Origin of the sequence: Pseudoxanthomonas sp. (assembly GCF_027498035.1) — a bacterium.
Taxonomy (GTDB): Bacteria; Pseudomonadota; Gammaproteobacteria; order Xanthomonadales; family Xanthomonadaceae; genus Pseudoxanthomonas_A.
The window spans coordinates 2,623,282-2,646,218 of the sequence record NZ_CP114978.1; the positions used below are offsets into that span (position 1 = coordinate 2,623,282).

The 22,937-nt window shown below is 66.5% G+C and carries 19 protein-coding genes and 1 pseudogene; 9 read left to right on the top strand and 11 right to left on the bottom strand.

What is annotated here, in order from left to right; genetic code table 11:
• Positions 1-14: 14 nt before the first annotated feature.
• Positions 15-971 (bottom strand): LysR family transcriptional regulator, encoded by a 957-nt coding sequence (locus tag O8I58_RS11375; RefSeq protein ID WP_298315869.1) that lies wholly within the window; start codon positions 969-971, stop codon positions 15-17.
• 146 nt (positions 972-1,117) lie between these two features.
• Between O8I58_RS11375 and O8I58_RS11380 the strand changes: the two genes are divergently transcribed.
• The 3 genes from O8I58_RS11380 to O8I58_RS11390 all read left to right on the top strand — a co-directional run bounded on the left by O8I58_RS11380 (position 1,118) and on the right by O8I58_RS11390 (position 4,168).
• Positions 1,118-1,369: a hypothetical protein gene (locus O8I58_RS11380; RefSeq protein ID WP_298315872.1), complete on the top strand. Its 252-nt coding sequence runs from the start codon at positions 1,118-1,120 to the stop codon at positions 1,367-1,369.
• 218 nt (positions 1,370-1,587) lie between these two features.
• Complete coding sequence (locus O8I58_RS11385; RefSeq protein WP_298322917.1) at positions 1,588-1,773, top strand: DUF2798 domain-containing protein; 186 nt, start codon at positions 1,588-1,590, stop codon at positions 1,771-1,773.
• A 382-nt stretch (positions 1,774-2,155) separates the two neighbouring features.
• Positions 2,156-4,168 (top strand): TonB-dependent siderophore receptor, encoded by a 2,013-nt coding sequence (locus tag O8I58_RS11390; RefSeq protein WP_298315875.1) that lies wholly within the window; start codon positions 2,156-2,158, stop codon positions 4,166-4,168.
• Positions 4,169-4,534: 366 nt separating this feature from the next.
• Here the strand turns inward: O8I58_RS11390 and O8I58_RS11395 are convergent.
• From O8I58_RS11395 to O8I58_RS11410, 4 genes and pseudogenes are all read right to left on the bottom strand, one after another.
• Positions 4,535-4,967: pseudogene (locus O8I58_RS11395) on the bottom strand (DOPA 4,5-dioxygenase family protein); the annotation flags it as partial.
• 9 nt (positions 4,968-4,976) lie between these two features.
• Complete coding sequence (locus O8I58_RS11400) at positions 4,977-5,375, bottom strand: hypothetical protein (protein ID WP_298315879.1); 399 nt, start codon at positions 5,373-5,375, stop codon at positions 4,977-4,979.
• A gap of 52 nt (positions 5,376-5,427) precedes the next feature.
• Positions 5,428-6,150, bottom strand: a complete 723-nt coding sequence (locus O8I58_RS11405) for a response regulator (RefSeq protein ID WP_298315882.1) — start codon at positions 6,148-6,150, stop codon at positions 5,428-5,430.
• Positions 6,131-8,794, bottom strand: a complete 2,664-nt coding sequence (locus O8I58_RS11410) for an ATP-binding protein (protein ID WP_298315884.1) — start codon at positions 8,792-8,794, stop codon at positions 6,131-6,133. The genes O8I58_RS11405 and O8I58_RS11410 overlap by 20 nt, the downstream gene beginning before the upstream one ends.
• Before the next feature lie 269 nt (positions 8,795-9,063).
• Here O8I58_RS11410 and O8I58_RS11415 point away from each other — a divergent pair, with 269 nt between their 5' ends.
• Positions 9,064-9,300 carry a hypothetical protein gene (locus tag O8I58_RS11415; protein WP_298315887.1) on the top strand — a complete coding sequence of 79 codons (237 nt, stop codon included), beginning with the start codon at positions 9,064-9,066 and terminating at the stop codon, positions 9,298-9,300.
• A gap of 13 nt (positions 9,301-9,313) precedes the next feature.
• A complete protein-coding gene (locus O8I58_RS11420) occupies positions 9,314-9,595 on the top strand; it encodes a hypothetical protein (RefSeq protein WP_298315889.1) in 282 nt (93 codons plus the stop codon).
• Between the two features lie 297 nt (positions 9,596-9,892).
• On the opposite strand, the gene kdpC is transcribed toward O8I58_RS11420, so the two are convergent.
• The 6 genes from kdpC to O8I58_RS11450 form a co-directional block, all read right to left on the bottom strand.
• Entirely contained in the window at positions 9,893-10,486 is a 594-nt protein-coding gene (gene kdpC, locus O8I58_RS11425) for a potassium-transporting ATPase subunit KdpC (protein ID WP_298315891.1), read from the bottom strand.
• A 65-nt stretch (positions 10,487-10,551) separates the two neighbouring features.
• On the bottom strand, positions 10,552-12,612 hold the full coding sequence (gene kdpB, locus O8I58_RS11430) for a potassium-transporting ATPase subunit KdpB (protein ID WP_298315893.1): 2,061 nt from the start codon (positions 12,610-12,612) through the stop codon (positions 10,552-10,554).
• Between the two features lie 10 nt (positions 12,613-12,622).
• Positions 12,623-14,320: a potassium-transporting ATPase subunit KdpA gene (gene kdpA, locus O8I58_RS11435; protein ID WP_298315895.1), complete on the bottom strand. Its 1,698-nt coding sequence runs from the start codon at positions 14,318-14,320 to the stop codon at positions 12,623-12,625.
• A 10-nt stretch (positions 14,321-14,330) separates the two neighbouring features.
• Complete coding sequence (locus tag O8I58_RS11440; protein ID WP_298315898.1) at positions 14,331-14,423, bottom strand: potassium-transporting ATPase subunit F; 93 nt, start codon at positions 14,421-14,423, stop codon at positions 14,331-14,333.
• 14 nt (positions 14,424-14,437) lie between these two features.
• Positions 14,438-15,133, bottom strand: a complete 696-nt coding sequence (locus O8I58_RS11445) for a TorF family putative porin (protein ID WP_298315901.1) — start codon at positions 15,131-15,133, stop codon at positions 14,438-14,440.
• 281 nt (positions 15,134-15,414) lie between these two features.
• Positions 15,415-15,591 carry a hypothetical protein gene (locus O8I58_RS11450; RefSeq protein WP_298315903.1) on the bottom strand — a complete coding sequence of 59 codons (177 nt, stop codon included), beginning with the start codon at positions 15,589-15,591 and terminating at the stop codon, positions 15,415-15,417.
• A 96-nt stretch (positions 15,592-15,687) separates the two neighbouring features.
• On the opposite strand from O8I58_RS11450, the gene O8I58_RS11455 reads away from it, so the two are divergent.
• The 4 genes from O8I58_RS11455 to O8I58_RS11470 all read left to right on the top strand — a co-directional run bounded on the left by O8I58_RS11455 (position 15,688) and on the right by O8I58_RS11470 (position 22,935).
• Entirely contained in the window at positions 15,688-16,011 is a 324-nt protein-coding gene (locus O8I58_RS11455) for a hypothetical protein (RefSeq protein WP_298315906.1), read from the top strand.
• 284 nt (positions 16,012-16,295) lie between these two features.
• Complete coding sequence (locus O8I58_RS11460; RefSeq protein WP_298315909.1) at positions 16,296-16,658, top strand: I78 family peptidase inhibitor; 363 nt, start codon at positions 16,296-16,298, stop codon at positions 16,656-16,658.
• A gap of 213 nt (positions 16,659-16,871) precedes the next feature.
• Positions 16,872-21,329, top strand: a complete 4,458-nt coding sequence (gene gltB, locus O8I58_RS11465) for a glutamate synthase large subunit (RefSeq protein WP_298315911.1) — start codon at positions 16,872-16,874, stop codon at positions 21,327-21,329.
• 154 nt (positions 21,330-21,483) lie between these two features.
• Entirely contained in the window at positions 21,484-22,935 is a 1,452-nt protein-coding gene (locus O8I58_RS11470; RefSeq protein WP_298315914.1) for a glutamate synthase small subunit GltD family protein, read from the top strand.
• Positions 22,936-22,937 lie beyond the last annotated feature (2 nt).

Genomic DNA, 22,937 nt, shown 5'->3' on the forward strand with positions numbered 1-22,937 from the left:
CCGGGGGTCAAACGCTAAGCGGCACCGCCGCCGTTGCCGTCTGCCAGCGGCTGGCGCCACGCCGCAGGCAGGCAGGAGTGCAGGTGCTGGAGAAAGGATTGCAATTTGGGGGTCAGATCACGGCGATCGCTCAGACACATGTGGATCCGCATCGGCTCAGGCTCCGCATCGAACTGCGCAACGCGCTCTTGCCCGGTCAATGCGACCAGTGTTCCCTGCGCCAGGTAAGGCTCGGCGACGAAGGCGGCCAGACGGCTAATCCCGGCGCCGGCGGCTGTCATCGCCGCAATGGCGTCTATGTCGTTGCTGACAAGCGCGGGCTTCAGCTCCGGCACGATGCGCTGCCCGTCGCGCACGAAGCCCCAGCGAAGATGGCGCCCATCAGCTGGCTGCCGAAACAGCACGCAGTCATGGGCCGCCAACTGTTCGGGATTTGAAGGCGATCCATGCCGTGCCATGTAGTCCGGCGCAGCACACAGCACGAATGGGATCACCGCGATGCAGCGAGCGACCACGGTATCTTCCAGCTGCTCCTGGATGCGCAGACTGGCATCGAGTCCGTCGCGCGCATGATCGGCAAAACCATCCTCGACGCGCAGCTCGAGCTCCAGGCGCGGATGGCGCGCACGTAGCGATGGCAACATCGGCGCGAGGACGTGACGCGCGAATGCTCCGCTGCTGGCGATCCGCAATCGACCGGAAGGTGCTTCGTCGTCAACGGTCGCGGCCTGGTGGGCACGCTCAAGCTGCCGATCAATCTCCCGGACCTGCTCGAAGTAGCGTGCTCCGCGCTCGGTCAAGGCCAGGCTGCGTGGGCTGCGATTGAGCAGGCGTACGCCCAGCTCAGCCTCGAGTCGGGCGATGTTCTGGCTGACGGCCGCCGCACTGATCCCCAGGCTTCGGGCACCGCCAGCGATGCTGCCCGCCTCGACCGTGCATACGAAGCTACGGATCAACTGCAGGAGATTCATGCGGGAAGAGATTAGCGAGGCCATGCATAAGTTGCGCTTGATATTGCTTCAAGTACGCCAGGACTGGTGGCGGCGCGGCGCGCAGCATACCGTCAATCACATCCGCACCGTCACGGTGCACACATTCGATGTCCGGGGAGGCTCGTGTGATCAACCTGATCCTGTTGCACGGAGACGAGCGCTTTAGCCGCCGACTTGGCAATGAGGCCCCGGAACTGCTTGAGCATGATGGCCTTGACTACTCGCTTCGGGCAGGTCCGCGCACTCCGCGGCCTACCGCTGGAAATTCAAGCGACCCGATCGCCGTCTATGCACCGGACGAAGCGACCGATGAGGAATTTCAGGAGATGTACGCAGCAGCACGCCCGCATGTGGCTGAGTTCAACCTGGCTTTCTGAGCCATGCATCGGGGCAGCCGGTTCTCGGACAAGACCTTAAGCAAGCCTTGATGTAGAACCAAGCCAATGGCGGCTACTGGCACCGTTGCCGTGGCGGCAGGATGGACTGCCATGTCAGTGCGACGTCTCCAGGAATTCCATCCGTGTCCTCACCCTTGTCCGCTAGCCGCGGACGCAGACTCCCGCGCCGCGCCACGCCCATTGTTTTTGCCTTCTACATGGCCACCATCATGGCCATGCTGATGTGTCTCGTCATTACCGCAGGCGAGAGCGGCACCGGACCCGGCTACTTTCATCAAGTACTGAGCGCCTATCGGTTGGCCATGCCAGCGGCGTTCTGCTGTGTGCTCGTTGTGCGGCCGCTGGTTCTACGCCTGGTGGCACTGACGGTTCACCCGCATTGAACCTCGTTCCAACCTGGCCAGGAAACGCTGGACGGCCTTGAGAATGGCCCGGGCTCTACCCCCGTCACCACGGTGCCCAGTCGTGAGGTAGCCGTGTCAGGAGAATGGCAAATATTGCAAATGCGACACATTCTCATGTAAGGTCCGCGCACTTAATGACCGCCTGGACGGGTGCTGGCCTGCCTATCTGGCCAAGGAGTGCACTGTGTCCTGGAATGTTGTTCGCGCCTCGGCGCCGCGTTGTTCTGCTCTGTCGCTTGGGCTGCTGGCCGCCTGCTTTGCCGCACATGCCCAAGATGCAGCGACTTCCCAAGCCGAGGCAGCACAGAACGACACAAAGGAAGCGCTCAGCTCCGCCAAGGACGCCCAACAGCTCGATACAGTGCTGGTCAAAGCCGAGCGCCTCAACCTCAACCTCAATCTGGATCAGAACTCGACCACCGGTGCCCTTGGCGCCAAGCGGCTGTTGGACACCCCGTTCTCGGTAACGGTCGTCAATCAGGATGAGATCGCCAAGCGTCAGGCCACGACCCTCGGGCAGATCTTCATCAACGATCCTTCAGTCTATGCAGCCGAACCGTCGGCGAGCACGAACTGGTGGGGGACGCAGATCCGCGGCATCGGCGTCCAGAACCACTACGTCGATGGCGTGCCCATGCTGATGGAATGGGGTGGCCAGTTCCCACTGGAAGCCGTGGAGTCCGTCCAGGCACTCAAGGGGCTGGGCGGCTTCATGTATGGCTTCGGGTCGCCCGGTGGCATCATCAGCTATCAGACCAAGCGCCCGACCGATGACCTGCTACTGGCCACCACGGTTGGCTATCGCAATGACAGCGTCTTTTCAGGTGCGCTGGACGTCGGCGGTCGATTGAATGGTCCGGACTCCCTGGGCTACCGGCTCAACGCAGCGGTGGAGAACGGCGATGCGTACAACGGATCGGGCATCGATCGAAAGATGGTGTCTCTGGCTGTCGATCAGCCGATTGGCGACAGCCTGACCTGGCATGCGGAAGTCATCCATGAGGACAGCACGCTCAAGCACGAGCCGCTGTATTTCTATTGGGACTCTTACGAAGGCGACCATCTCCCGGACCCGACCTACCAGTACGAAAATTTCAGGGTCGGCAATTCGTTCTACAAGTCCAAGACCCTGCATGCCACCACGGGCCTGAAATGGCGCATCAGTGATACCTGGAGCGCGGACCTCACCCTGGGAAGCAGCCGCCGCGAGCACTACTCCCACAAGATGTTCGCCGATCTGCTGGACGAGGCAGGCGATTACAACGGATACGTCTACGACTTCGGCGCAGTGCTGCGCAGCAGCGTCGCCCAGCTGGTCGTCTCCGGCAATGCCACCACAGGCCCCATCGAGCACGACCTGGTCTTTGGCTTCTCCCAGCAACGTACCTGGGACCAGTGGAGCAACGCGTTCTACTACAGCAACGATTTTGATGGAAACCTGTATCAGCGCCAGACGTTCCTGTCCGCGCACACGCCGAACTATGGCCTGGCACCGGTGAGCGCTGATCTTCGCCAGAAGGCGGTCTTCGCCAGCGACACGCTGCATTTCGGCGAACATTGGCAGGCCATCCTGGGCGCACGCCAGGTGGATTACGAACAGCGCGATCTGGATGGCGACCCGGATGTGGATAGCCGCTACACCACCTCGGTCGTGACGCCCACGGCCGCCTTGATCTACAAGCCGGTGGATGAGGTCTCGCTCTACGGCAGCTATGTGGAATCGCTGGAACCTGGCAGCCGCGTTGGCACCGATGCCAGCCCTCCCTATGCCAACGCCGGCGAGATCCTGGATCCGACGGTGAGCAAGCAGTACGAGATCGGAGCGAAATACCAGACCGGCCGGATCGGATTGACCGCCGCTGCGTTCCGGGTGGAGCGCGCCGCGCAGGTCGACCAGTTGCGCGATGGCCTTCGCTATCTGACCCAGGATGGCATGACGCTATACAAGGGCTTCGAGATCACCAGCAGCGTCGGCATCACCGACAACCTGGACCTGGGCCTGGGCGGCCTCTGGCTGGATGCGAGCCTGGAAGATCTGTCGCCCGACAACGCAGCACTACAGGGCAACCGCCCCGCCGGCGCATCGCGCAGGCAACTGCTCGCCAATTTCGAGTACCGGCCAGCGGCCGTGAATGGATTGAGCCTCCATGGCAACGTCCGCTACTCAGGCGATGCCTACTACGAAGACCAGAACCGGGTCCTCATTCCCGGGCATACGGTCGCGGGCCTGGGGTTCCAATACAACCTGACGCTGGCAGGCAGGGGCGCGACCCTGACGGGGAACATCAACAACCTGTTCAATCGGAAGTACTGGAACTTGAACACCATGGGCGAAGAGATCAACGGCTCGCTGGACCTGCGCATCAACTGGTAATGCTCAACGGCCGTCTGTCCTTGGCGATTCGGCCATGAAGATGTCGTTGGCCGCTTGCGGGATCTCCAGTAGCTCACCGGCGCGATCAGGCTGTGGTCGCCTAGGGAAGGTCTGAACAATTGCCGTCATCCCCGCGAAAGCGGGGATCCAGTAGCTCAGGTCATTGAAGGCAAAGTCACTAGGTTGACCAGCTATTCGGCTGTTGAGAAGCGATATCCGCCTTCGCGGGGCTTTCAACAGCCGAATGGCTGGTAATGACGAGCCTTGGCTCCGCGTGCCAAGTTGGGTTCGGGCGCCCTGTAAAGCCACCGAGCGCGACAGTCCCGGCACGTGATCCACACGTCGGGCACTGGGCGCGTGCGCGGCTCAGGTTTCCAGCGGAACCGTTGGCACGATGTTGGGATAGATGCGCTCCAGATTCCGCGCACCGCCCTTTTCCAGATCGGGCATGCCGTAACCATTGACCGGCTGCGAACGGTTGACCCACAGCGCGTAGTACAGGTGATCGGCGCGCTCATCGCCGGTATTGGGATGCAGCAGGATGGTCAGGCCCAGGCTGTTCAACTGCAGCCACGGCACCAGCACCGGCAGCAGGTCGTTGGTGAAGCCGAAGTAGAACGACGGCGTTACGTGCGGGCCGCGCGGCTCCAGGTTCCAGTTGCCCAGTTCGACCGGGAAGCGCTTCGCCTCATGGACTGGTGCCGACATCGGGCGGCGGCATGATCCCACGAAAGCTCGGCTTGCCCGGCTGAGTGAGGTTGTCGCCGATCTTAGGCGCCGCCGTGACGCTGCCGCTGGCCGGCGCAGCCTACCTCCAGAGCACGACGCCGTCAGGGCGAAGCAATAACGGCTCGGTCACCGTAAATCTCTTGCCCGCCTTCCAGGCACGCGTCCGGATCTCGACCTGAAACAACCCATCGTCGCGGGGCAGCCAGGCAATAGGTAGCGTTTCGAATCGATCGGCGTCGCGCCTGTCGGTGCCCGACTTGCCGAAGTTACCACCCTCCACCGCGCTCACATCGACTTCGAGAAAGTGACCATCGCGCTGCTTCAGATAAGCGGTCAGACGCGTTCCTGATGATGCGGGTACTGCGGTGATGGCCGCGGTCTTCTGAGTATTCCAAAAGGCATTGGCTGGTGGCTCACCAGCCATCGCCGCGCAGCTGTATCCAAAGCCCAGCAAAACGAGTGTGATGATGCGCGGCACGCGGCGTTCCCTTCTTCGTTGCGAACGTGGCGTCAAGCGCATCGACGCGCGCTCAGCCTCCAATGAATCGTAATCCCACGCCCGGCTCAGTCGCGATATAGCGCGGATGCAGCGCCGAATCTCCTAGCTTCACCCGCAGCTTGCCGACCAGGATGCGCAGGTAGTGGGTGTCTTCGGCGTGGGTCGGGCCCCAGACTTCGCGCAGCAGTTGCGGCTGGGTGACCACGCGGCCGGCATTGGCCAGCAACAGCGAGAGCAGCGCGAATTCCTTGCGGGTCAGCACCACCGACGCGCCGTCCAGGTGGACTTCGCGGCGGACCAGGTCGATCTGCAGGTGGCCGTCGTCGAACAGCGGTGATGCGCCGGCCTCGCTGACCACGCGCTGGCGCAGCAGGCCGCGCACGCGGGCCATCAGTTCCTGCGTGCCGAACGGCTTGGTGACGTAGTCATTCGCGCCGGCATCCAGCGCGGCCACCTTTTCGCTTTCGGCCGAACGCACGGTCAGCATCAGCACCGGCACCTGGCTCCACTGGCGCAGCTGGGCCAGCACCTCGTGGCCGTCCAGGTCAGGCAGGCCCAGGTCCAGGATCACCAGCTCGGCGCCCTGGGTGGCCAGCAGTTCCAGTCCGCTGCGGCCATCGCCGGCCTGCAGCACGAGGTAACCCTGCGCGCGCAAGCTGATCTCCAGGAAGCGGCGGATCTGCGCTTCGTCATCGATCACCAGCACGCGCGCTGGCGGCGCGCTGGCGACAGGATCACTCGAGGTCGTCGACATCGTCGGGGGGCGGCGGTTGCAGCAGGGGCAGGGTCATGCGGATCAGGGTACCGCGCCCGTCGCGACCGGGCAGGGCTTCGACGCTGCCGCCGTGGGCGCCGATCATGCCCTGGCAGATGGTCAGGCCCAGGCCGGTGCCGTGGCGGCCGCGATCGCCGCGCTCGACGCTGTAGAACATATCGAAGATGCGCGCGCGTTCGGCCTCCGGGATGCCCGGCCCGACATCGCCCACGTCGATGCGCAGGCCGCCCTCGGCCAGGCGCGCATCGACAGTGACCGCCTCGCCGGGCGGGGAGAACTTGGCCGCGTTTTCCAGCACGTTGAACACCGCCTGCTCCACCAGCGCCGGATGCACCCAGATCATCGGCAGGTCGTCGGCCAGGGTCATCGCCAGGCGCACATCGGGCTGGTAGCGCTGCAGGCGACGCGCAGCTGAGCCGACCAGTTCGTCCACGCCGATCCAGTCGCGGTTGAGGCTCAGGCCGTCGTGGCCCAGGCGGGTCATGTCGAGCAGGTTCTGGATGTAGCGGTCCAGCCGCTCGCCTTCGGTGAGGATGGTGTCCAGCAACGCGCGACGGTCTTCCAGCGGCATGGCCTCGGCATAGCCGGACAGGCTGCTGGCCGAGCCGATCATCGCCGCCAGCGGCGAGCGCAGGTCGTGCGACACCGACGACAACAGGGCCGAGCGCAGGCGCTCGGTTTCGTTGCCGACGCGGGCGGTTTCCAGGTCAGCGACCAGGCGCGTGCGCAGGGCGGCCTGGGCGATGTCCTCGATCATCGCCTCGGCCAGGCGGCGCTGTTCGTAACCCAGGCGCGGACCGGCGCGGTCCACATGCAGGCCGGCCACGCCGATGGCGCCCTGCTCGCCAGCGCGCATCGGCGCGAACCACCACTGCGCGCCGGCCAACGTGTCGGTGCCGCGTCCGCTGGCCGTGCCGTGGCGCTGGGTCCAGGTGGCGGCCGCCAGGTCGGTGTCACCGGGCGTGGCGACGACGCCGGTTTCGATGAGGTCATCCACGCGCAGCCAGGCCTGCGCGTCCAGCGCACGTTCCAGCGACAGCCGGCCGGCGTGCAGCACCTGGCCCAGGTCGGCGGCGGTGGCCAGTTCGCGCCCGAGCGTCTGCAGCGCGGTGGCGTGGCGGTTGGCCGCACGCAACGCCAGCACCTGCATGCGCAGGCGCGAGGCCAGTCGCCCGGCGACCAGCGCGGCGGCCAGGAACAGGAACACCGTGACCACGCCCTGGCGCGCGCCGATGGCAAAGGTGAAGCGCGGTTCGATGAAGAAGAAGTTGTAGGCGAAGAAGCACAGCGCCGCGGTCAACACCGCCGCGGTCATGCGCGTGCGCGTGGCCACCAGCACCACCGCCACGATGAACACCATCGACAGATCGTCCAGGCCGATCCAGCGCTGCGCCAGCCACGACAGGCCAACCGCAGCCAACGTGGCGGCCAGCACCAGCAACACATCGTGACGAGCCAGGCGCGTGCCGATCCCATGCGCGGCGCGACGCGCGCGGGCCCGTGCCAGCGGCGTGCTGACGATGTTGATCTCCAGGTGGGCGCCATGCTGGATCAGCTGCTGGGTCAGCGTGCGGTTGATCATCCGCGCCAACGGCCGCTCGCGCGTGCGGCCCAGCACCAGCGTCGACACGCTGTTGTGCCCGGCGCAGTCCAGCAGCGCATCGGCGATGCCCGGGCCATGCAGCAGCTCGGTGTCGCCACCCAGGCGTCGCGCCAGGGCAAAGGCCTGGTCGATTTCCTGCTGGGTGTCGGGATCGAACGCGCGCCGCTGCACGGTCACAACCGTCCACGGCGCGCCGCGGCGTTCGGCCAGACGCCGCGCCACGCGCACCAGGTACTCGCTCTGGCCGCCGCCATCGATGGCCACCAGCACGCGCCGGCGCACCGGCGTGCCGGTCTGCCCGCGCGCGGCATGCGTCTCGCGCAAGGCGTTGTCCACGTGCTCGGCCGCGGTCTGCATGGCCAGCTCACGCAGCGCGGTCAGGTTCGAGGGTGAGAAGAACGCCTGCAGCGCCTGCGCCGCCTGTTCCGGCAAATAGACCTTGCCCTGTTGCAGGCGTTCGACCAGTTCGCGCGGCGGGATGTCCACCAGCACGATGTCGTTCAGCTGGTCGAACACCACATCGGGCACGGTCTCGGACACGCGCACGCCGGTGATGCGCAGGACCATGTCGTTGAGGCTTTCCAGGTGCTGGACGTTGACCGTGGTCCACACATCGATGCCGGCATCGAGCAACTCCACCACGTCCTGCCAGCGACGCTCATGCCGGCTGCCCGGCACATTGCGGTGCGCCAGTTCGTCCACCAGCACCAGCGCCGGCTTGCGCGCCAGCAGTGCGTCCAGGTCCAGCTCGTCCAGCAGGCGGCCCTGGTGCTCCATGCGCCGGCGTGGCTGCTGCGGCAGGCCTTCGGTGAGTGCGGCGGTCTCGCTGCGGCCATGGGTCTCGACGATGCCGATCACCAGGTCGGTGCCGCGCTTGAGCTGCTCGCGCGCGCGGCTGAGCATGGCGTAGGTCTTGCCCACGCCGGGCGCGGCGCCGAGGAACACGGTGAGCTTGCCGCCGTGTTCGCGCGCAAGGCCGTCGATGAGGGCGTCGGCCTGGCGGGTGCGGGAGTCGGTCATGGTTGGGGATTGTCTGCTTTTGTCGCAGGTTGTGGCATGAGGTGCTTTGGCTGTGTGGAGATCAGAAGCAGAGCGTTCGCGCCGCTGCGCGGCACGCCCTACTTTTGTCTTGGCAAAAGTAGGCAAAACCGTCTTCGCCGGTCCCAAAAAGGGGATTGAAAACACTCGCCGGCGCGCTGCGCCGGTGCCCTGTGCTCCTCGCTGGACGCGGCACGGCGCGGAACTCGCTGCGCTCAAACACCGCGCCTCTTCGGCCACGCCCAGCTCCGGTGCTCGGCTCGCTTTACGGCTCGGTTGGATCAAGCGCGAACAGCAAAAGCCGAAGCGGCAGCGGCAGCGGCAGCGGCAGCGGCAGCGGCAGCGGCAGCGGCAGCGGCAGCGGCAGCGGCAGCGACGAGTATCGCGCTGCACCCTTTCAGATCGTCATTCCCGCGAAGGCGGGAACCCAGGGACGTTGCTTCCTCAAAGAAATGAATCAGCGTCTAGATTCACCAGGTGAGCTGTAAGAAATCAAAGTCCTTGGATTCCCGCCTTCGCGGGAATGACGGATTGAAGAGTGCGGCAAGACTCAGCACCACAGGCCCGCCAAGCCAAGCCAAGCCAAGCCAAGCCAAGCCAAAGTTTGCTTCGGCTCTGATCTGCGTTCACCCGATAAATGTTGAAAACGTTCTTTTTATTGCACGTGACAATTCTGTTGCAACGCTCGTTCCGGTGATCCTGCGTTTCTTTCTGTTTCTGTTGCTGTTGCTGTTGCTGTTGCTGTTGCTGTTGCTGTTGCTGTTGCTGTTGCTCAGATGTTGATCTTGATTCTGACGTTCAGCGCCTTAAAGCGAACCGAGCACCGCAGGCTGAAATGGACGAAGAGGCGCGGGTGTCTGAGCGTAGCGAGTTCCCGCGCCGTGCCATTTCAGGCGAGGAGCGCAGGGCACCGATGCGCAGCATCGGCGAGTGTTTTCAATCCCCTCTTTGGGACGGTGCTGGCGGTTTTGGCTACTTTTGACAAGTACAAAAGTAGCTCGCGCCGCGAAGCGGCGTGAAAGCCTTTGCCTTTGCCTTCGTTCCGCATGACGCACATAAACCATCCAAACCCACAAGCAATCAACGCCGAGCAACCACCGCCTCCAACGCCAGATTCAACTTCAACACATTCACCCGCGCCTGCCCCAACACCCCAAACTGCGGCCCCAACGTATGCGCCTGCACCAGCGCCTCCACCTGCTCGACCGGTAAACCACGCGCCCGTGCCACACGTGCAACCTGGATGCGCGCCGCAGCCGGCGAGATGTCCGGATCCAGCCCACCACCGGACTGGGTCACCAGGTCCGAAGGCACATCTGCACGCGCCACACCCTCGCGCGCAGCCACTTCGCTGATCGCTGCGTCGACGCGCTTGCGCAGATCAGGATTGCTGCGCGCCTGGTTGCTGCCGGCCGCGGCCATCGGGTCGTAGCTGGCAGCCGATGGACGCGGATGGAACCAGCCCGCGCCGGTGAACGGCTGGGCAATCAGCGACGAACCGACCACCGTCTCGCCTTGGCGGACCAAGCTGCCGGTGGCCTGGTCCGGAAACGCAGCGCGTCCCAGCCCGGTGCCGGCCAGCGAATAGACCAGGCCCAATCCAACCAACGTGATCAACGACAGCACGATGGCCGGGCGCCACGCGGCGCGGCCATGCAATACAGGGGACGACATGGCGATACCTCGAACGGGGTTCTTGTTGGGTAAGGACGCAAGCAGGTGGGCGAGGTCGACGCGGCTCATGCGCCCACCACCGCGGCCAGCAACAGGTCGATCAGCTTGATCGCCACGAACGGCAGCGCCACACCGCCTACGCCGTAGACCAGCATGTTCCGACGCAGCAGCACCGTGGCCGTAGCCGGACGAAAACGCACGCCGCGCAGGGCCAGCGGAATCAGCGCCGGGATGACCAGTGCGTTGAAGATCAGCGCCGCCAGCACCGCATTGCGCGGGCTGGACAGGTGCATCACGTTGAGCGCAGCCATCGACCCCATACCAATAGAAGCGGGCGCCGCGGCGAACAGCGCCGGCAGGATCGCGAAGTACTTGGACACGTCGTTGGCCAGTGAGAAGGTGGTCAACGCGCCGCGCGTGATCAGTTGCTGCTTGCCCACTTCCACCACCTGCAGCAGCTTGGCCGGATCGCTGTCCAGGTCGACCATGTTGCCGGCTTCCTTCGCCGCCTGAGTGCCGGAATTCATCGCCAGGCCCACGTCGGCCTGGGCCAGCGCCGGCGCATCGTTGGTGCCGTCGCCGACCATCGCCACCAGGCGCCCGCCGGCCTGCTCGGCGCGGATGCGGGCCAGCTTGTCCTCGGGTTTCGCTTCGGCGATGTAGTCGTCGACGCCGGCCTCGGCGGCGATGGCCGCGGCGGTCAGCGGGTTGTCGCCGGTGATCATCACCGTGCGGATGCCCATCTCGCGCAGGCGGGCGAACTTCTCCTTGATGCCGTGCTTGACCACGTCCGACAGCTCGACCACGCCCAGCACGTGGCGCCCTTCGGCCACCACCAGCGGCGTGGCGCCGCCGCGCGCGACCTGCGCGACGCGACCGGCCAGTTCCGGCGGCACGCTGCCACCCAGTTCGGCCACATGGCGGGCGATGGCATCGGTGGCGCCCTTGCGGATCGCGCGCCCGGCCACGTCCACACCGGACATGCGCGTCTGGGCGCTGAAGGCGAGGTAATCGGCAACTTCAGGTTCTGCCGTGGCGCAGCCCTGTTCGCGCGCCAGCCTGACGATGGATTTTCCTTCCGGCGTCGGGTCGGCCAACGAGGACAGCAGCGCCGCCTCGCGCAGCTGCGACGCGTCCACGCCCGCCAGCGCATGGAACACCGTGGCCTGGCGGTCGCCGTGGGTGATGGTGCCGGTCTTGTCCAGCAGCAGCACGTCGACGTCGCCGGCCACTTCCACCGCCTTGCCGGATTTGGCCAGCACGTTGGCGGCCAGCGCGCGGTTCATGCCGGCGATGCCGATCGCCGGCAGCAGGCCGCCGATGGTGGTCGGGATCAGGCACACCAGCAGCGCGATCAGCAACAGCGGATCCACGCGCACGCCGACGAACGCACCGATTGCCGGCAGCGTGGCCACCACGATCAGGAAGGTCAGCGTCATCGCCGCCAACAGCAGCGTCAGCGCGATCTCGTTGGGCGTCTTCTGCCGGTTGGCGCCTTCGACCAGGGCGATCATGCGGTCCAGGAAGCTGTGCCCCGGCTCGGCGGTGATCTTCACCACGATCTCGTCGGTCAACACCTTGGTCCCGCCGATCACGCCGCTGCGATCGGTACCGGCCTCGCGCAGCACCGGGGCCGATTCGCCAGTGACGGCAGCCTCGTTGATGGTCGCCAGGCCGCGCACGATCTCGCCATCGGCCGGGACGAACTCGCCGGCCGAAACGATCACGTAATCGCCGGTGCGCAGCTCGGAGGCCGGCGTGCGCGCCTCATGGGCGTGGCCACGCACCGTATCGACCTTGCGCGCCACAAGATCCTGGCGTGCACTGCGCAGCGAAGCGGCCTGCCCGCGGCCGCGCGCCTCGGCGATGGCTTCGGCGAAATTGCCGAACAGCACCGTCAGCAGCAGGATCGCGCTGACCGTCAGGCCGAAGCCCAGCGGCGCGTTGCCGCTCAGCGTGACAATCAGGCTGACGAGCGTGCCGGCCATGACCACGGCCATCACCGGGCTGTGCGCCAGCTTGGCCGGGTTCAACTTCAGCACGGCATCGCGCAAGGCCGCGCGCAGGCCGGCACCGTCGATGAGCTTTTGTTTGGCGCGATGGGAGGGAAGGGTTGTCGTGTTCATTGGAAAGGCCTTAGTGCGCGTTGAGCGCAAGGTGTTCGGCGACCGGGCCCAGCACCAGCGCCGGCATGAACTGCAGCACGGTCAGCACGGCGATCACCGCGATCAGGGTCAGGGCGAAGGTGGGCGTCTCGATCTGCAGGCTGCCCGGCGACTCGGGCGCACGGCGCTTGGCGCCCAACTGCGCGGCCACCACCAGCGGGATGATCAGCGCCGGGAAGCGGCCCAGCAGCAGCACCGCCACGCAACTCAGGTTCCACCACACCGTGCCATCGCCCAGCCCTTCGAAACCCGAACCGTTGTTGGCGAAGGCCGAGGTGTACTCGTAGAACACCTGGCTGATGCCGTGGAAACCTGGATTGGAGTTGCCGGTGATCGACGGGATGGCCAGGGTGAAGGCGGTGAAACCCAGCACCACGATCGGCTGCAGCAGGATCAGCAGCGCCAGCAGGCGCACCTGCGGCGTTTCGATCTTGCGGCCGAAGATCTCCGGCGTGCGCCCGGTCATCAGCCCGGCCAGGAACACGGTCAGCAGCAGGTAGACGATGAACTGCAGCAGCCCGCAGCCCACGCCGCCCCAGATCGCGTTGACCAGCATGTTGACCATCGCGACACCACCCGTCAGCGGCGCCAGCGAGTCATGCATCGCATTGACCGAGCCGTTGTTGACCTGGGTGGTGAGCGCGGACCACAACGCCGAGCCATCGACGCCGAAGCGCAGCTCCTTGCCTTCCATCAGCAGCGGGCTGGCGGCGGTGGCCGAGTGGCCTTCCGACCACAGCGAGGCGCCGGTGGACAACACCGACATCACCAGCATGCTGCCGAACACCAGGCCGGTGAGCTTCCTGCGCCCGGTGAAGCCACCGACCATGAAGACGATGGCCAGCGGGATCAGGACGATGCCCAGCAGCTCGATGAAGTTGGACAGCGGGGTCGGGTTCTCCAGCGGCATGGCGCTGTTGGGGCCGTACCAGCCGCCGCCGTTGGAGCCCAGCTGCTTGACGGCGACCATCGCCGCGACCGGGCCCAGCGGGATCTTCTGCGCGGTGAACGCGGTGCCCTGTTCGACCGGCGTGGCGGTGGGACCGGCCTGCAGCGTGGACGGCACGCCCTGGCTGGTCAGCAGCAGCGTCCACACCAGGCACAGTGGCAGCATGAAGCGCACGCTGGCGCGGATCACGTCGGCGTAGTAATTGCCCACGTTGATGCTGCGGTCGTCGCCCTCGCTGCGGCGCGCGTCATCGGGGAAGAACCCGCGCAGCGTCGCCACTGCCAGGGCCAGGCCCATCAGCGGCGTCACCACCTGCAGGCCGACGATGCCGGTCATCTGCGACAGATACGACAGCTGCGCCTGGCCCGAGTAATGCTGCTGGTTGGTGTTGGTCAGGAACGACACCACCGTGTGCAGCGCGGTATCCCAGCGCATGTTGGGAATCGCATCGGGATTGAGCGGCAGCCATGCCTGGGTCATGAACACGACCCAGGTCAGTCCGCCGACGATGGCATTGCTCAGCAGGAACGCGCCGACATAGCCGCGCCAGGACATGCCGCGGCCGGGCCGGGTGCCCAACAGCGCGTACAGCGGCTTTTCGATCAGGCCGAAGACGCGATCGCCGCGCATCGGCGCACCGCGCATCACCCGCGCCAGGTACAGGCCCAGCGGCCAGGCCAACGCGATGGCGATGACGAACAGGAGAAGGGTTTGGGTCATGTCGGCGTCCTCAGAAGTCTTCAGGACGCAGCACGACGTACAGCAGGTAGGCGGCGGCAATCAGCACCAGCGCACCGCAGAACAACGCAAGCCAGCCAGGCATGGCACATCTCCAGATCAGAAGGACGCTTGCACGGCCGCTTCCACGCGCGACCCGGCCAGGCCGGGGAACAGCGCGCGGGCGGCATGGTCGGTGTCGTGCCAGGTCACGCGCAGTTCGAACGGGGCCTTGAACGCCCACACCGCGCCGAGCTGGGCGTGCGAGTAGCTGTCGCCATAGGCGTTGTCTAGCCAGTAGTGGCCGACCGCGCCTTCGATGCGCCAGGCCTCGCCCAGCGGCACGCGCGTCCCGAGCTGCGCGTAGGTGCCGGTCGCGTCGGTGGCGAGCACGTCGTTGGACCAGCCGACCTGCAGCCAGCTGTGCTGCTTCCAGGTCAGCGTCGCGCCCAGCTCGGTCCAGTCGAGATCGACCGTGGTCGACGGATAGCGGTAATGGGTCAGGCTGGTATCGAGGGTCCAGTCCGTCGACAGCGCGCCGCTCCAGCCAACGACCAGATCCAGTTCGCTGCTGGCATGGGTCTCAGGCGAAAACTCGACGTTCGAGCCCCAGGCCGATGCGTAGATGCCGCTGTCGGCGGCCCACTTCACCCCGGCCTGCGTGGAGAAATCGCCCTGGGTCTGGGTGGTCCCGCGCCAGACGTAATCGTTGGTCAGGGTGGCATTGCCCGAGAGCGTTGAAGCCTGCGCGGCCGGGCCGAACAGGGAAGCCGCCGCCAGGCCGATGGCCGGCAGCGCGCGTTTGAACTGACGCACACACATGTTGTTGTCACCCCAGGCGGAACCGCTCCGCCGCAAGGTCGCCATGGTCCGGCCGCGCTGCGTAAAGTCTCCACGGCACACACGACCGCCCGGCGTAAAGAATGCATAAATTCCACGCGCTCCGGCGTGTCCAAGGCTGTTATCGAATGCAGTCGATGCCGCGTATCGAAGACTTCATGCAGCACCGCTTGCACCGGCATGGTCGCCGTTACGCGTGCCACGCCTCCAGTGGACCTCACGCACCGCGGTGCACCCTGCAACGCCTATGTCCATCTTCATTTGCCGGAACCCGGCGCCGGGTTGCGCTGGTCGATGACGAAATCTGCTCGGGCGACCAGGCCATGGCCCGGGGTCAGCTGGTGCAGTCTTCGGCCGTACTGACGAATGCCGCAAGCGACGATGCCTTGCCGGATGTTGACGCGGCTTTGAGCCATTCCGTCAGCGCGGGCCAAGGAGACTTTTTGACAACATCGACACCGAGTTTCATCAAGCCTCAACACGTAGCGGGCAATGCTTCGCTGCGTTCGCGCCCGACCGGAGAGACCCACATGCGCCTTGCCCTTGTTGCCGTAGCCGTTGCCCTGCCACTTGCCCTGTCCGCCTGTGCCTCGGCGCCGCTGGCGTTCGAACCGCTGGACGGCACCATTTCCGGCACCTGCCACACCGACATGGTCAAGGGCGCGGTCGGCCTGGCCGCCGCGCAGCCCACGCTGGAGCGCATCCGCGTGGACAGTGACAGCACGGCGCTGACCACCGGCGGCAACGGCGATGCCGCATCGACCGAAGGCGGCTCGACCGTCAACGTGCAGATCGGCGACAACAACGCGATCACCGCCGTCAGCTGTAGCGGCACCCAGGTCGCCGCCAACTGAGGTTGGCGTTTCCCGCACCGGCCACCATCACGGCCGCCTCAGGGAAATCACGACAGAACGCGGAAGGCCGGCGCCAGCGTCGGCCTTCTCGTTTTCAACACGGCCGCCTGGGCACGCGCCTGATTGCCAAGGCCCGCGCCGCCCCGGACGGTGGTGGAAGCAGGGCGCGGGGCACAGGCCACGCGCCGTCCAAGGTGCCGCGATGGCCATCAAAACACCGCCAGGCGTCCGCGCAGGCACGTCGCCGATGGTTAACATGGCTCCTCACTGTCCGGAGCCTTCGCATGTCACGCATCGTCCTGCCGCTGTCCCTGCTTGTCCTGTCCCTGGCCGCGTGCAGCGGTCCTGCGCCGGACGAACAGCAACAGGCCGTCGCCCAGTCCGAGCAACGCGCCGAAGCCGCGGCCACCAGCACGCCTGATGCCGCTCCGCCGGCCGATGCCAACGCCTGCGATGCCACCCAGGCCCAGTGGATCGTCGGCAAGACGCCGACCGAGGCCGACACCACCCAAGCCAAGGGCGATGCCGGCGCGTCCAGTGTGCGCCTGCTCAAGCCCGACCAGGCCGTAACCATGGAATTCAACGCCGCGCGCCTGAACATCGAAGTCGACGACCAGGGCGTGGCCGTTTCAGTGCGCTGCGGCTGAGGCAGGAAGTGCCCGGTTCTGGCGGCATTGCGGCGATGCGCGCACCGCTTTTTCGTTGCCCCTGAAACCGTCTGCGCACCATGTTGGCGCGACCGTTGCGGCGGCGCACCAACTTGTGGTGTTATCGCAAGTCCGGTGACACCTCTACTCGTCTGCGCCGCCCAATGAAGGGCACGGGTGCCGCCTCACCCTCCCTGTTTTGAGGTAGCACCAATGGCCCCCCGCAACCGCCACGGGCTGTACGACCCCAACGATGAACGCGATGCCTGTGGTTTCGGCATGGTCGCGCAGTTGGACGATCAGCCATCGCGCCAGCTCGTCGATACCGCCATCGCTGCGCTGTCGCGCATGACCCACCGCGGTGGCGTCGCCGCCGACGGCCTGACCGGCGACGGCTGCGGCCTGCTGATCCGCAAACCGGATGCCTTCCTGCGGGCGCTGGCGCGCGAGGCGAATATTTCGCTCGGCGCGACGTTTGCCTCGGGCCTGGTGTTCCTGCCCAACGATGCCGACCTGGCCGCGCAATGCCGCACCCAACTGGAAGCCGAACTGGCCACCGTCGGCGCGCGCGTGCGCGGCTGGCGCGTGCCGCCGACCGACGAATCGGTGTGCGGCGAACTGGCCAAGAGCACCCTGCCGCGCATCGAACAGATCTTCGTCGAAGCCGGCGAAGGCCAGGACGTGGAGGCCTTCACCCTGGGCCTGTTCCTGGCACGTCGCCGCAGCGAACAGGCCGTGCGCGAAGCCACCAATGACTATTACGTGGTCACCCTGTCGCCGCATTCGATCGGCTACAAGGGCATGGTGCTGCCGGACAAGCTGTCCACCTTCTTCCAGGACCTGCAGCGCAGCGACCTGACCTCCAGCGCGATCGTGTTCCACCAGCGTTTCTCGACCAACACGTTGCCGCGCTGGCCGCTGGCGCACCCGTTCCGCATGCTCGCCCACAACGGCGAGATCAACACCATCGAAGGCAACCGCTCCTGGGCGCAGGCGCGCAGCAAGGTGTGGAAGACGCCGAAGTTCGACATCGGCCAGTTCAACCCGGTCATCTCCATGCACGGCTCCGATTCGCAGAGCCTGGACAACATGCTGGAGCTGCTGATCGCCGGTGGCATGGACCTGCTGCAGGCGCTGCGCATCCTGGTGCCGCCGGCAACCCAGTCGCTGGAGTTCAAGGATTCGGACCTGGCCGCGTTCTACGAGTTCTACGGCCTGAACACCGAGCCGTGGGACGGCCCGGCCGGCATCGTCGCCTGCGACGGCCGCTATGCCGCGTGCATGCTCGACCGCAACGGCCTGCGCCCGGCGCGCTGGATGCTGAGTTCCGACCGTCACTTCCTGGTCGCCTCCGAAGCCGGCGTGTGGGAACTGCCGGCCGAACGCATCACCCGCAAGGGCAAGCTGGGCCCGGGCGAGATGATGGCCATCGACCTCAAGCGCGGCGACCTGCTGGATTCGGACGCCATCGACCGCGTCAATCGCGCGCGCGCGCCGTACAAGCAGTGGCTGCAGCAGGGCGTGACCTACCTGCAGACCGAGCTGATCGATCCGTCGCTGGTCGAGGAACCCTTCGACGAGAAGACCCTGCGCAGCTACCACAAGCTGTTCCAGCTCAGCACCGAGGAAGTGGAGCAGGTGCTGCGCCCGCTGGCCGAGATGGAGCAGGAAGCCACCGGCTCGATGGGCGACGACACGCCGATGGCGGTGCTGAGCCAGCACACCCGGCCGCTGTACGACTATTTCCGCCAGGCGTTCGCGCAGGTCACCAACCCGCCGATCGATCCGCTGCGCGAAGACTGCGTCATGTCGCTGTCCACCCAGTTGGGCCGGGAGACCAACATCTTCCACGCCGGCCCGGAGACGGTGAACCACGTCATCCTGAATTCGCCGGTGCTGAGCCAGCGCAAGCTGCGCCAGCTGTTGAAGATGGAGCAGTACGCGGCCAAGAACCGGCTGATCGACCTGTCCTACAGCGTCGAGGAAGGGCTGAAGGCCGGCATCGAACGGATCTGCGCCGCCGCCGAAGCCGCCGCGCGCGACGGCATGGTCATGCTGCTGCTGTCCGACCGCTACCCGACCACCGACCGGCCGATGGTCCATGCACTGCTGGCCACCGGCGCGGTGCATCACCACCTCTCACGCGCCGGCCTGCGCTGCGACGTCAACCTGATCATCGAAACCGGCACCGCGCGCGATGCACACCACATGGCCTGCCTGCTGGGCTATGGCGCCACCGCGGTGTATCCGTACCTGGCCTACCAGACCCTGTTCGACCTGGGTCGTCGCGGCATCCTGCAGCTGAAGAAGGGCGGCGAGCAGGCCCAGATCGGCCGCAAGTACCGCAAGGGCATCTACAAGGGCCTGTCCAAGATCATCTCCAAGATGGGCATCGCCACCATCGCCAGCTACCGCGCCGCGCAGCTGTTCGAGATCATCGGCCTGGACGATGACGTGGTGGAGTTGTGCTTCACCGGCACCGCCTCGCGCGTTGGCGGCGCCGGCCTGGCCCGCCTGGATACCGAAGCGCGCCAGCTCAGCGCACGCGCCTGGAACGACCTGCTCAAGCCCGAAGTCGGCGGCCTGATCAAGTACGTGCATGGCGGCGAATACCACATGTACAACCCGGACGTGGTGCTGACCCTGCAGCGCGCGGCGCGCAGTGGCCAGCAGGGCGACTGGCAGAAGTACGCCGATGCGGTGAACCACCGTCCGCCGTCGGCCCTGCGCGACATGCTGGTGCTGAAGAAGTCCGACACGCCCACGCCGCTGGACCAGGTCGCCGATGCGTCGGAGATCCTGCGTCGCTTCGACACCGCCGCCATCAGCCTGGGGGCGCTCTCGCCCGAGGCGCACGAAGCGCTGGCCATCGCGATGAACCGCCTGGGCGGGCGCAGCAACTCCGGCGAAGGTGGCGAGGATCCGGTCCGCTACGGCACCGAGAAGCGCTCCAAGATCAAGCAGGTCGCCTCCGGCCGCTTCGGCGTGACCCCCGAATACCTGGTCAACGCCGAAGTGCTGCAGATCAAGGTCGCCCAGGGCGCCAAGCCCGGCGAAGGCGGCCAGCTGCCCGGCCACAAGGTCAACGAACTGATCGCCAAGCTGCGCTACGCCAAGCCCGGCATCGGCCTGATCTCGCCGCCGCCGCACCACGACATCTATTCCATCGAAGACCTGGCCCAGCTGATCTACGACCTCAAGCAGGTCAACCCGACCGCGCTGGTGTCGGTGAAGCTGGTCAGCCATGCCGGCGTCGGCACGATTGCCGCGGGCGTGGTCAAGGCCGGCGCGGACCTGATCACCGTGTCCGGCCACGATGGCGGCACCGGTGCCAGCCCGCTCAGCTCGATCCGCTATGCCGGCGGCCCGTGGGAACTGGGCGTGGCCGAATCGCACCACGCGCTGGTGGTCAACCAGCTGCGCGACCGCGTGGTGCTGCAGACCGACGGCGGCCTGAAGACCGGCCTGGACGTGGTCAAGGCCGCGCTGCTGGGCGCCGACAGCTTCGGCTTCGGCACCGGTCCGATGATCGTGCTGGGCTGCAAGTACCTGCGCATCTGCCACCTCAACAACTGCGCCACCGGCGTGGCCACCCAGGACGAGCGCCTGCGCGCGGAGTACTTCACCGGGTTGCCCGAGCGCGTGGAAAATTACTTCCGCCTGCTCACCGAGGAAGTGCGCCAGTGGCTGTCCTACCTGGGCGCCAGGTCGCTGGATGAAATCATCGGCCGCACCGACCTGCTGGAACAGCTCAACGTCTCTCCGCGCGAAGGCGTCAACGTCGATCTGTCGCGCCTGCTGGCCGGCGCTCAGTTCGACAGCAGCAGCTGCGGCGCGCAGCGCCTGTATGAATCGCCCGACAGCCTGGCGACCCAGCTCGATGGCCTGCTGGCCGAACCGATCCGGACCAAGGCCGGTGGCGAACACCGCTTCCTGATCCACAACACCGACCGCTCGATCGGCACGCGCCTGTCCGGCGCCATCGCCAGGGTCCACGGCAACCAGGGCATGGCCGATACGCCGCTGCACCTGCGCTTCCGCGGCAGCGCCGGGCAGAGTTTCGGCGCGTTCAACGCCGGCGGCCTGCACATGGAGCTGGAAGGCGAAGCCAACGACTACGTCGGCAAGGGCATGGCCGGCGGCCGGCTGGTGGTGCGTCCGCCGCGCGGCGCGCGCTTCGAGGCCCGCAACACCGCGATCATCGGCAACACCTGCCTGTACGGCGCCACCGGCGGCGAGCTGTTTGCCGCGGGCCGTGCCGGCGAGCGGTTCGGCGTGCGCAACTCCGGCGCGCTGGCGGTGATCGAAGGCGCCGGCGACCACTGCTGCGAATACATGACCGACGGCGTGGTGATGGTGCTGGGCCGTACCGGGCTGAACTTCGGCGCCGGCTTCACCGGTGGCCTGGCCTATGTGCTGGACATGGATCGCGACTTCGTCGACCGCTACAACCACGAGCTGATCGACATCCACCGGATCAGCCCGGAAGGCTTCGAGAACTACCGCCAGCACATCCACACGCTGATCCAGCGCCACCGGGAACTCACCGGCAGCATCTGGGCCCAGCAGATCCTGGATGAGTTCCGCGACTACATCGGCAAGTTCTGGCTGGTGAAGCCGAAGGCGGCCAGCATCGAATCGCTGACCGACGCCCTGCGCAGGGCCGCGTGATGATCCACCGCCCTGCCGCACCGCGCCTGCCTGGCAAGGACACGCGAAAACCGGCGCGCGCGTAACCCGCGCGCCGACCGCTTCGACCTTCCTTCCACGCACGCCGCATTGCCCGGCCGAACACGCCGGGCGCACGACTGAGCCGAGACACGCCATGAGCCGCAAGCAAGCCTTCCAGTTCCTCGAATTGCCCCGCCAGATGCCCCAGCGCATCCCGGTGGAGCTGCGCACGTCCGGCGACTGGGGCGAGCTGTACGGCAAGTTCGACAAGGCCGACGCCCAGTACCAGGCTGGTCGCTGCCTGGACTGCGGCAACCCGTACTGCAGCTGGAAGTGCCCGGTCCACAACGCCATCCCGCAGTGGCTGCAGCTGGTCCAGGAAAACCGCATCCACGAAGCGGCCACCCTGTGCCATTCCACCAACCCGCTGCCGGAAGTCTGCGGCCGGGTGTGTCCGCAGGATCGGTTGTGCGAAGGCAGCTGCACGCTGGAGGAATTCGGCGCGGTGACCATCGGCGCGGTCGAGAAGTACATCGTCGACACCGCCCTGGCCACCGGCTGGCGCCCGGACATGTCCAGCGTCACGCCCACCGGCAAGCGCGTGGCTGTGATCGGCGCGGGCCCGGCCGGCCTGGCCTGCGCCGACAAGCTGGCCCATGCCGGCATCCACGCCGTGGTGTTCGACCGTTACGAACAGATCGGCGGGCTGCTGCAGTTCGGCATCCCCAGCTTCAAGCTGGACAAGTCGGTCATCGCCACCCGCCGCCACGTGCTGGAAGGCATGGGCGTGGAGTTCCGTCTGGGCGTTGAAGTCGGCCGCGATGTATCGGTCGCCCAGCTGCTGGAAGAGTTCGACGCGGTGTTCCTGGGCACCGGCGCCTACCGTTACACCGATGGCGGCCTGCCCGGCCAGGACCTGGAAGGCGTGCTGCCGGCGCTGCCGTTCCTGGTGCAGAACGCGCGCATCGTCACCGGCGGCGACACCTGGGGCCGGCCGATTGCCGGCTGGGAAGACAAGATCACCCTGCCCGACCTGACCGGCAAGCGCGTGGTCGTGCTGGGCGGCGGCGACACCGGCATGGACTGCGTGCGCAGCGCGATCCGCCTGGGAGCGGCCAAGGTCACCTGTGCCTACCGCCGCGACGAGGCCAACATGCCCGGCAGCGCGCGCGAAGTGGCCAACGCGCGCGAAGAAGGCGTGCGCTTCCTGTTCAATCGCCAGCCGCTATCGGTGGAAGCCGGTGCCGATGGCAAGGTCAGCGCGGTGCAGGTGGTCGAAACCCGCCTGGGTGAACCCGACGCTCGCGGCCGCCAGAACGCCGAGCCGATTGCAGGCAGCGAATCGCTGCTGGACGCCGACGTGGTGATCATCGCCTTCGGCTTCTCGCCGACCCTGCCCGAATGGCTGTCGGCGGTGGGCGTGGAAGGCCAGTCCAACGGCCGCATCATCGCCGGTGGCGAAGCCGATGGCCGCCTGCCCTACCAGACCACCAACCCGAAGCTGTTCGCCGGTGGCGACGCAGTGCGCGGCGCCGACCTGGTCGTGACCGCCGTGGCCGAAGGCCGCGACGCCGCCGCCAGCATCGTGACCTCGCTGCTGGGCTGATC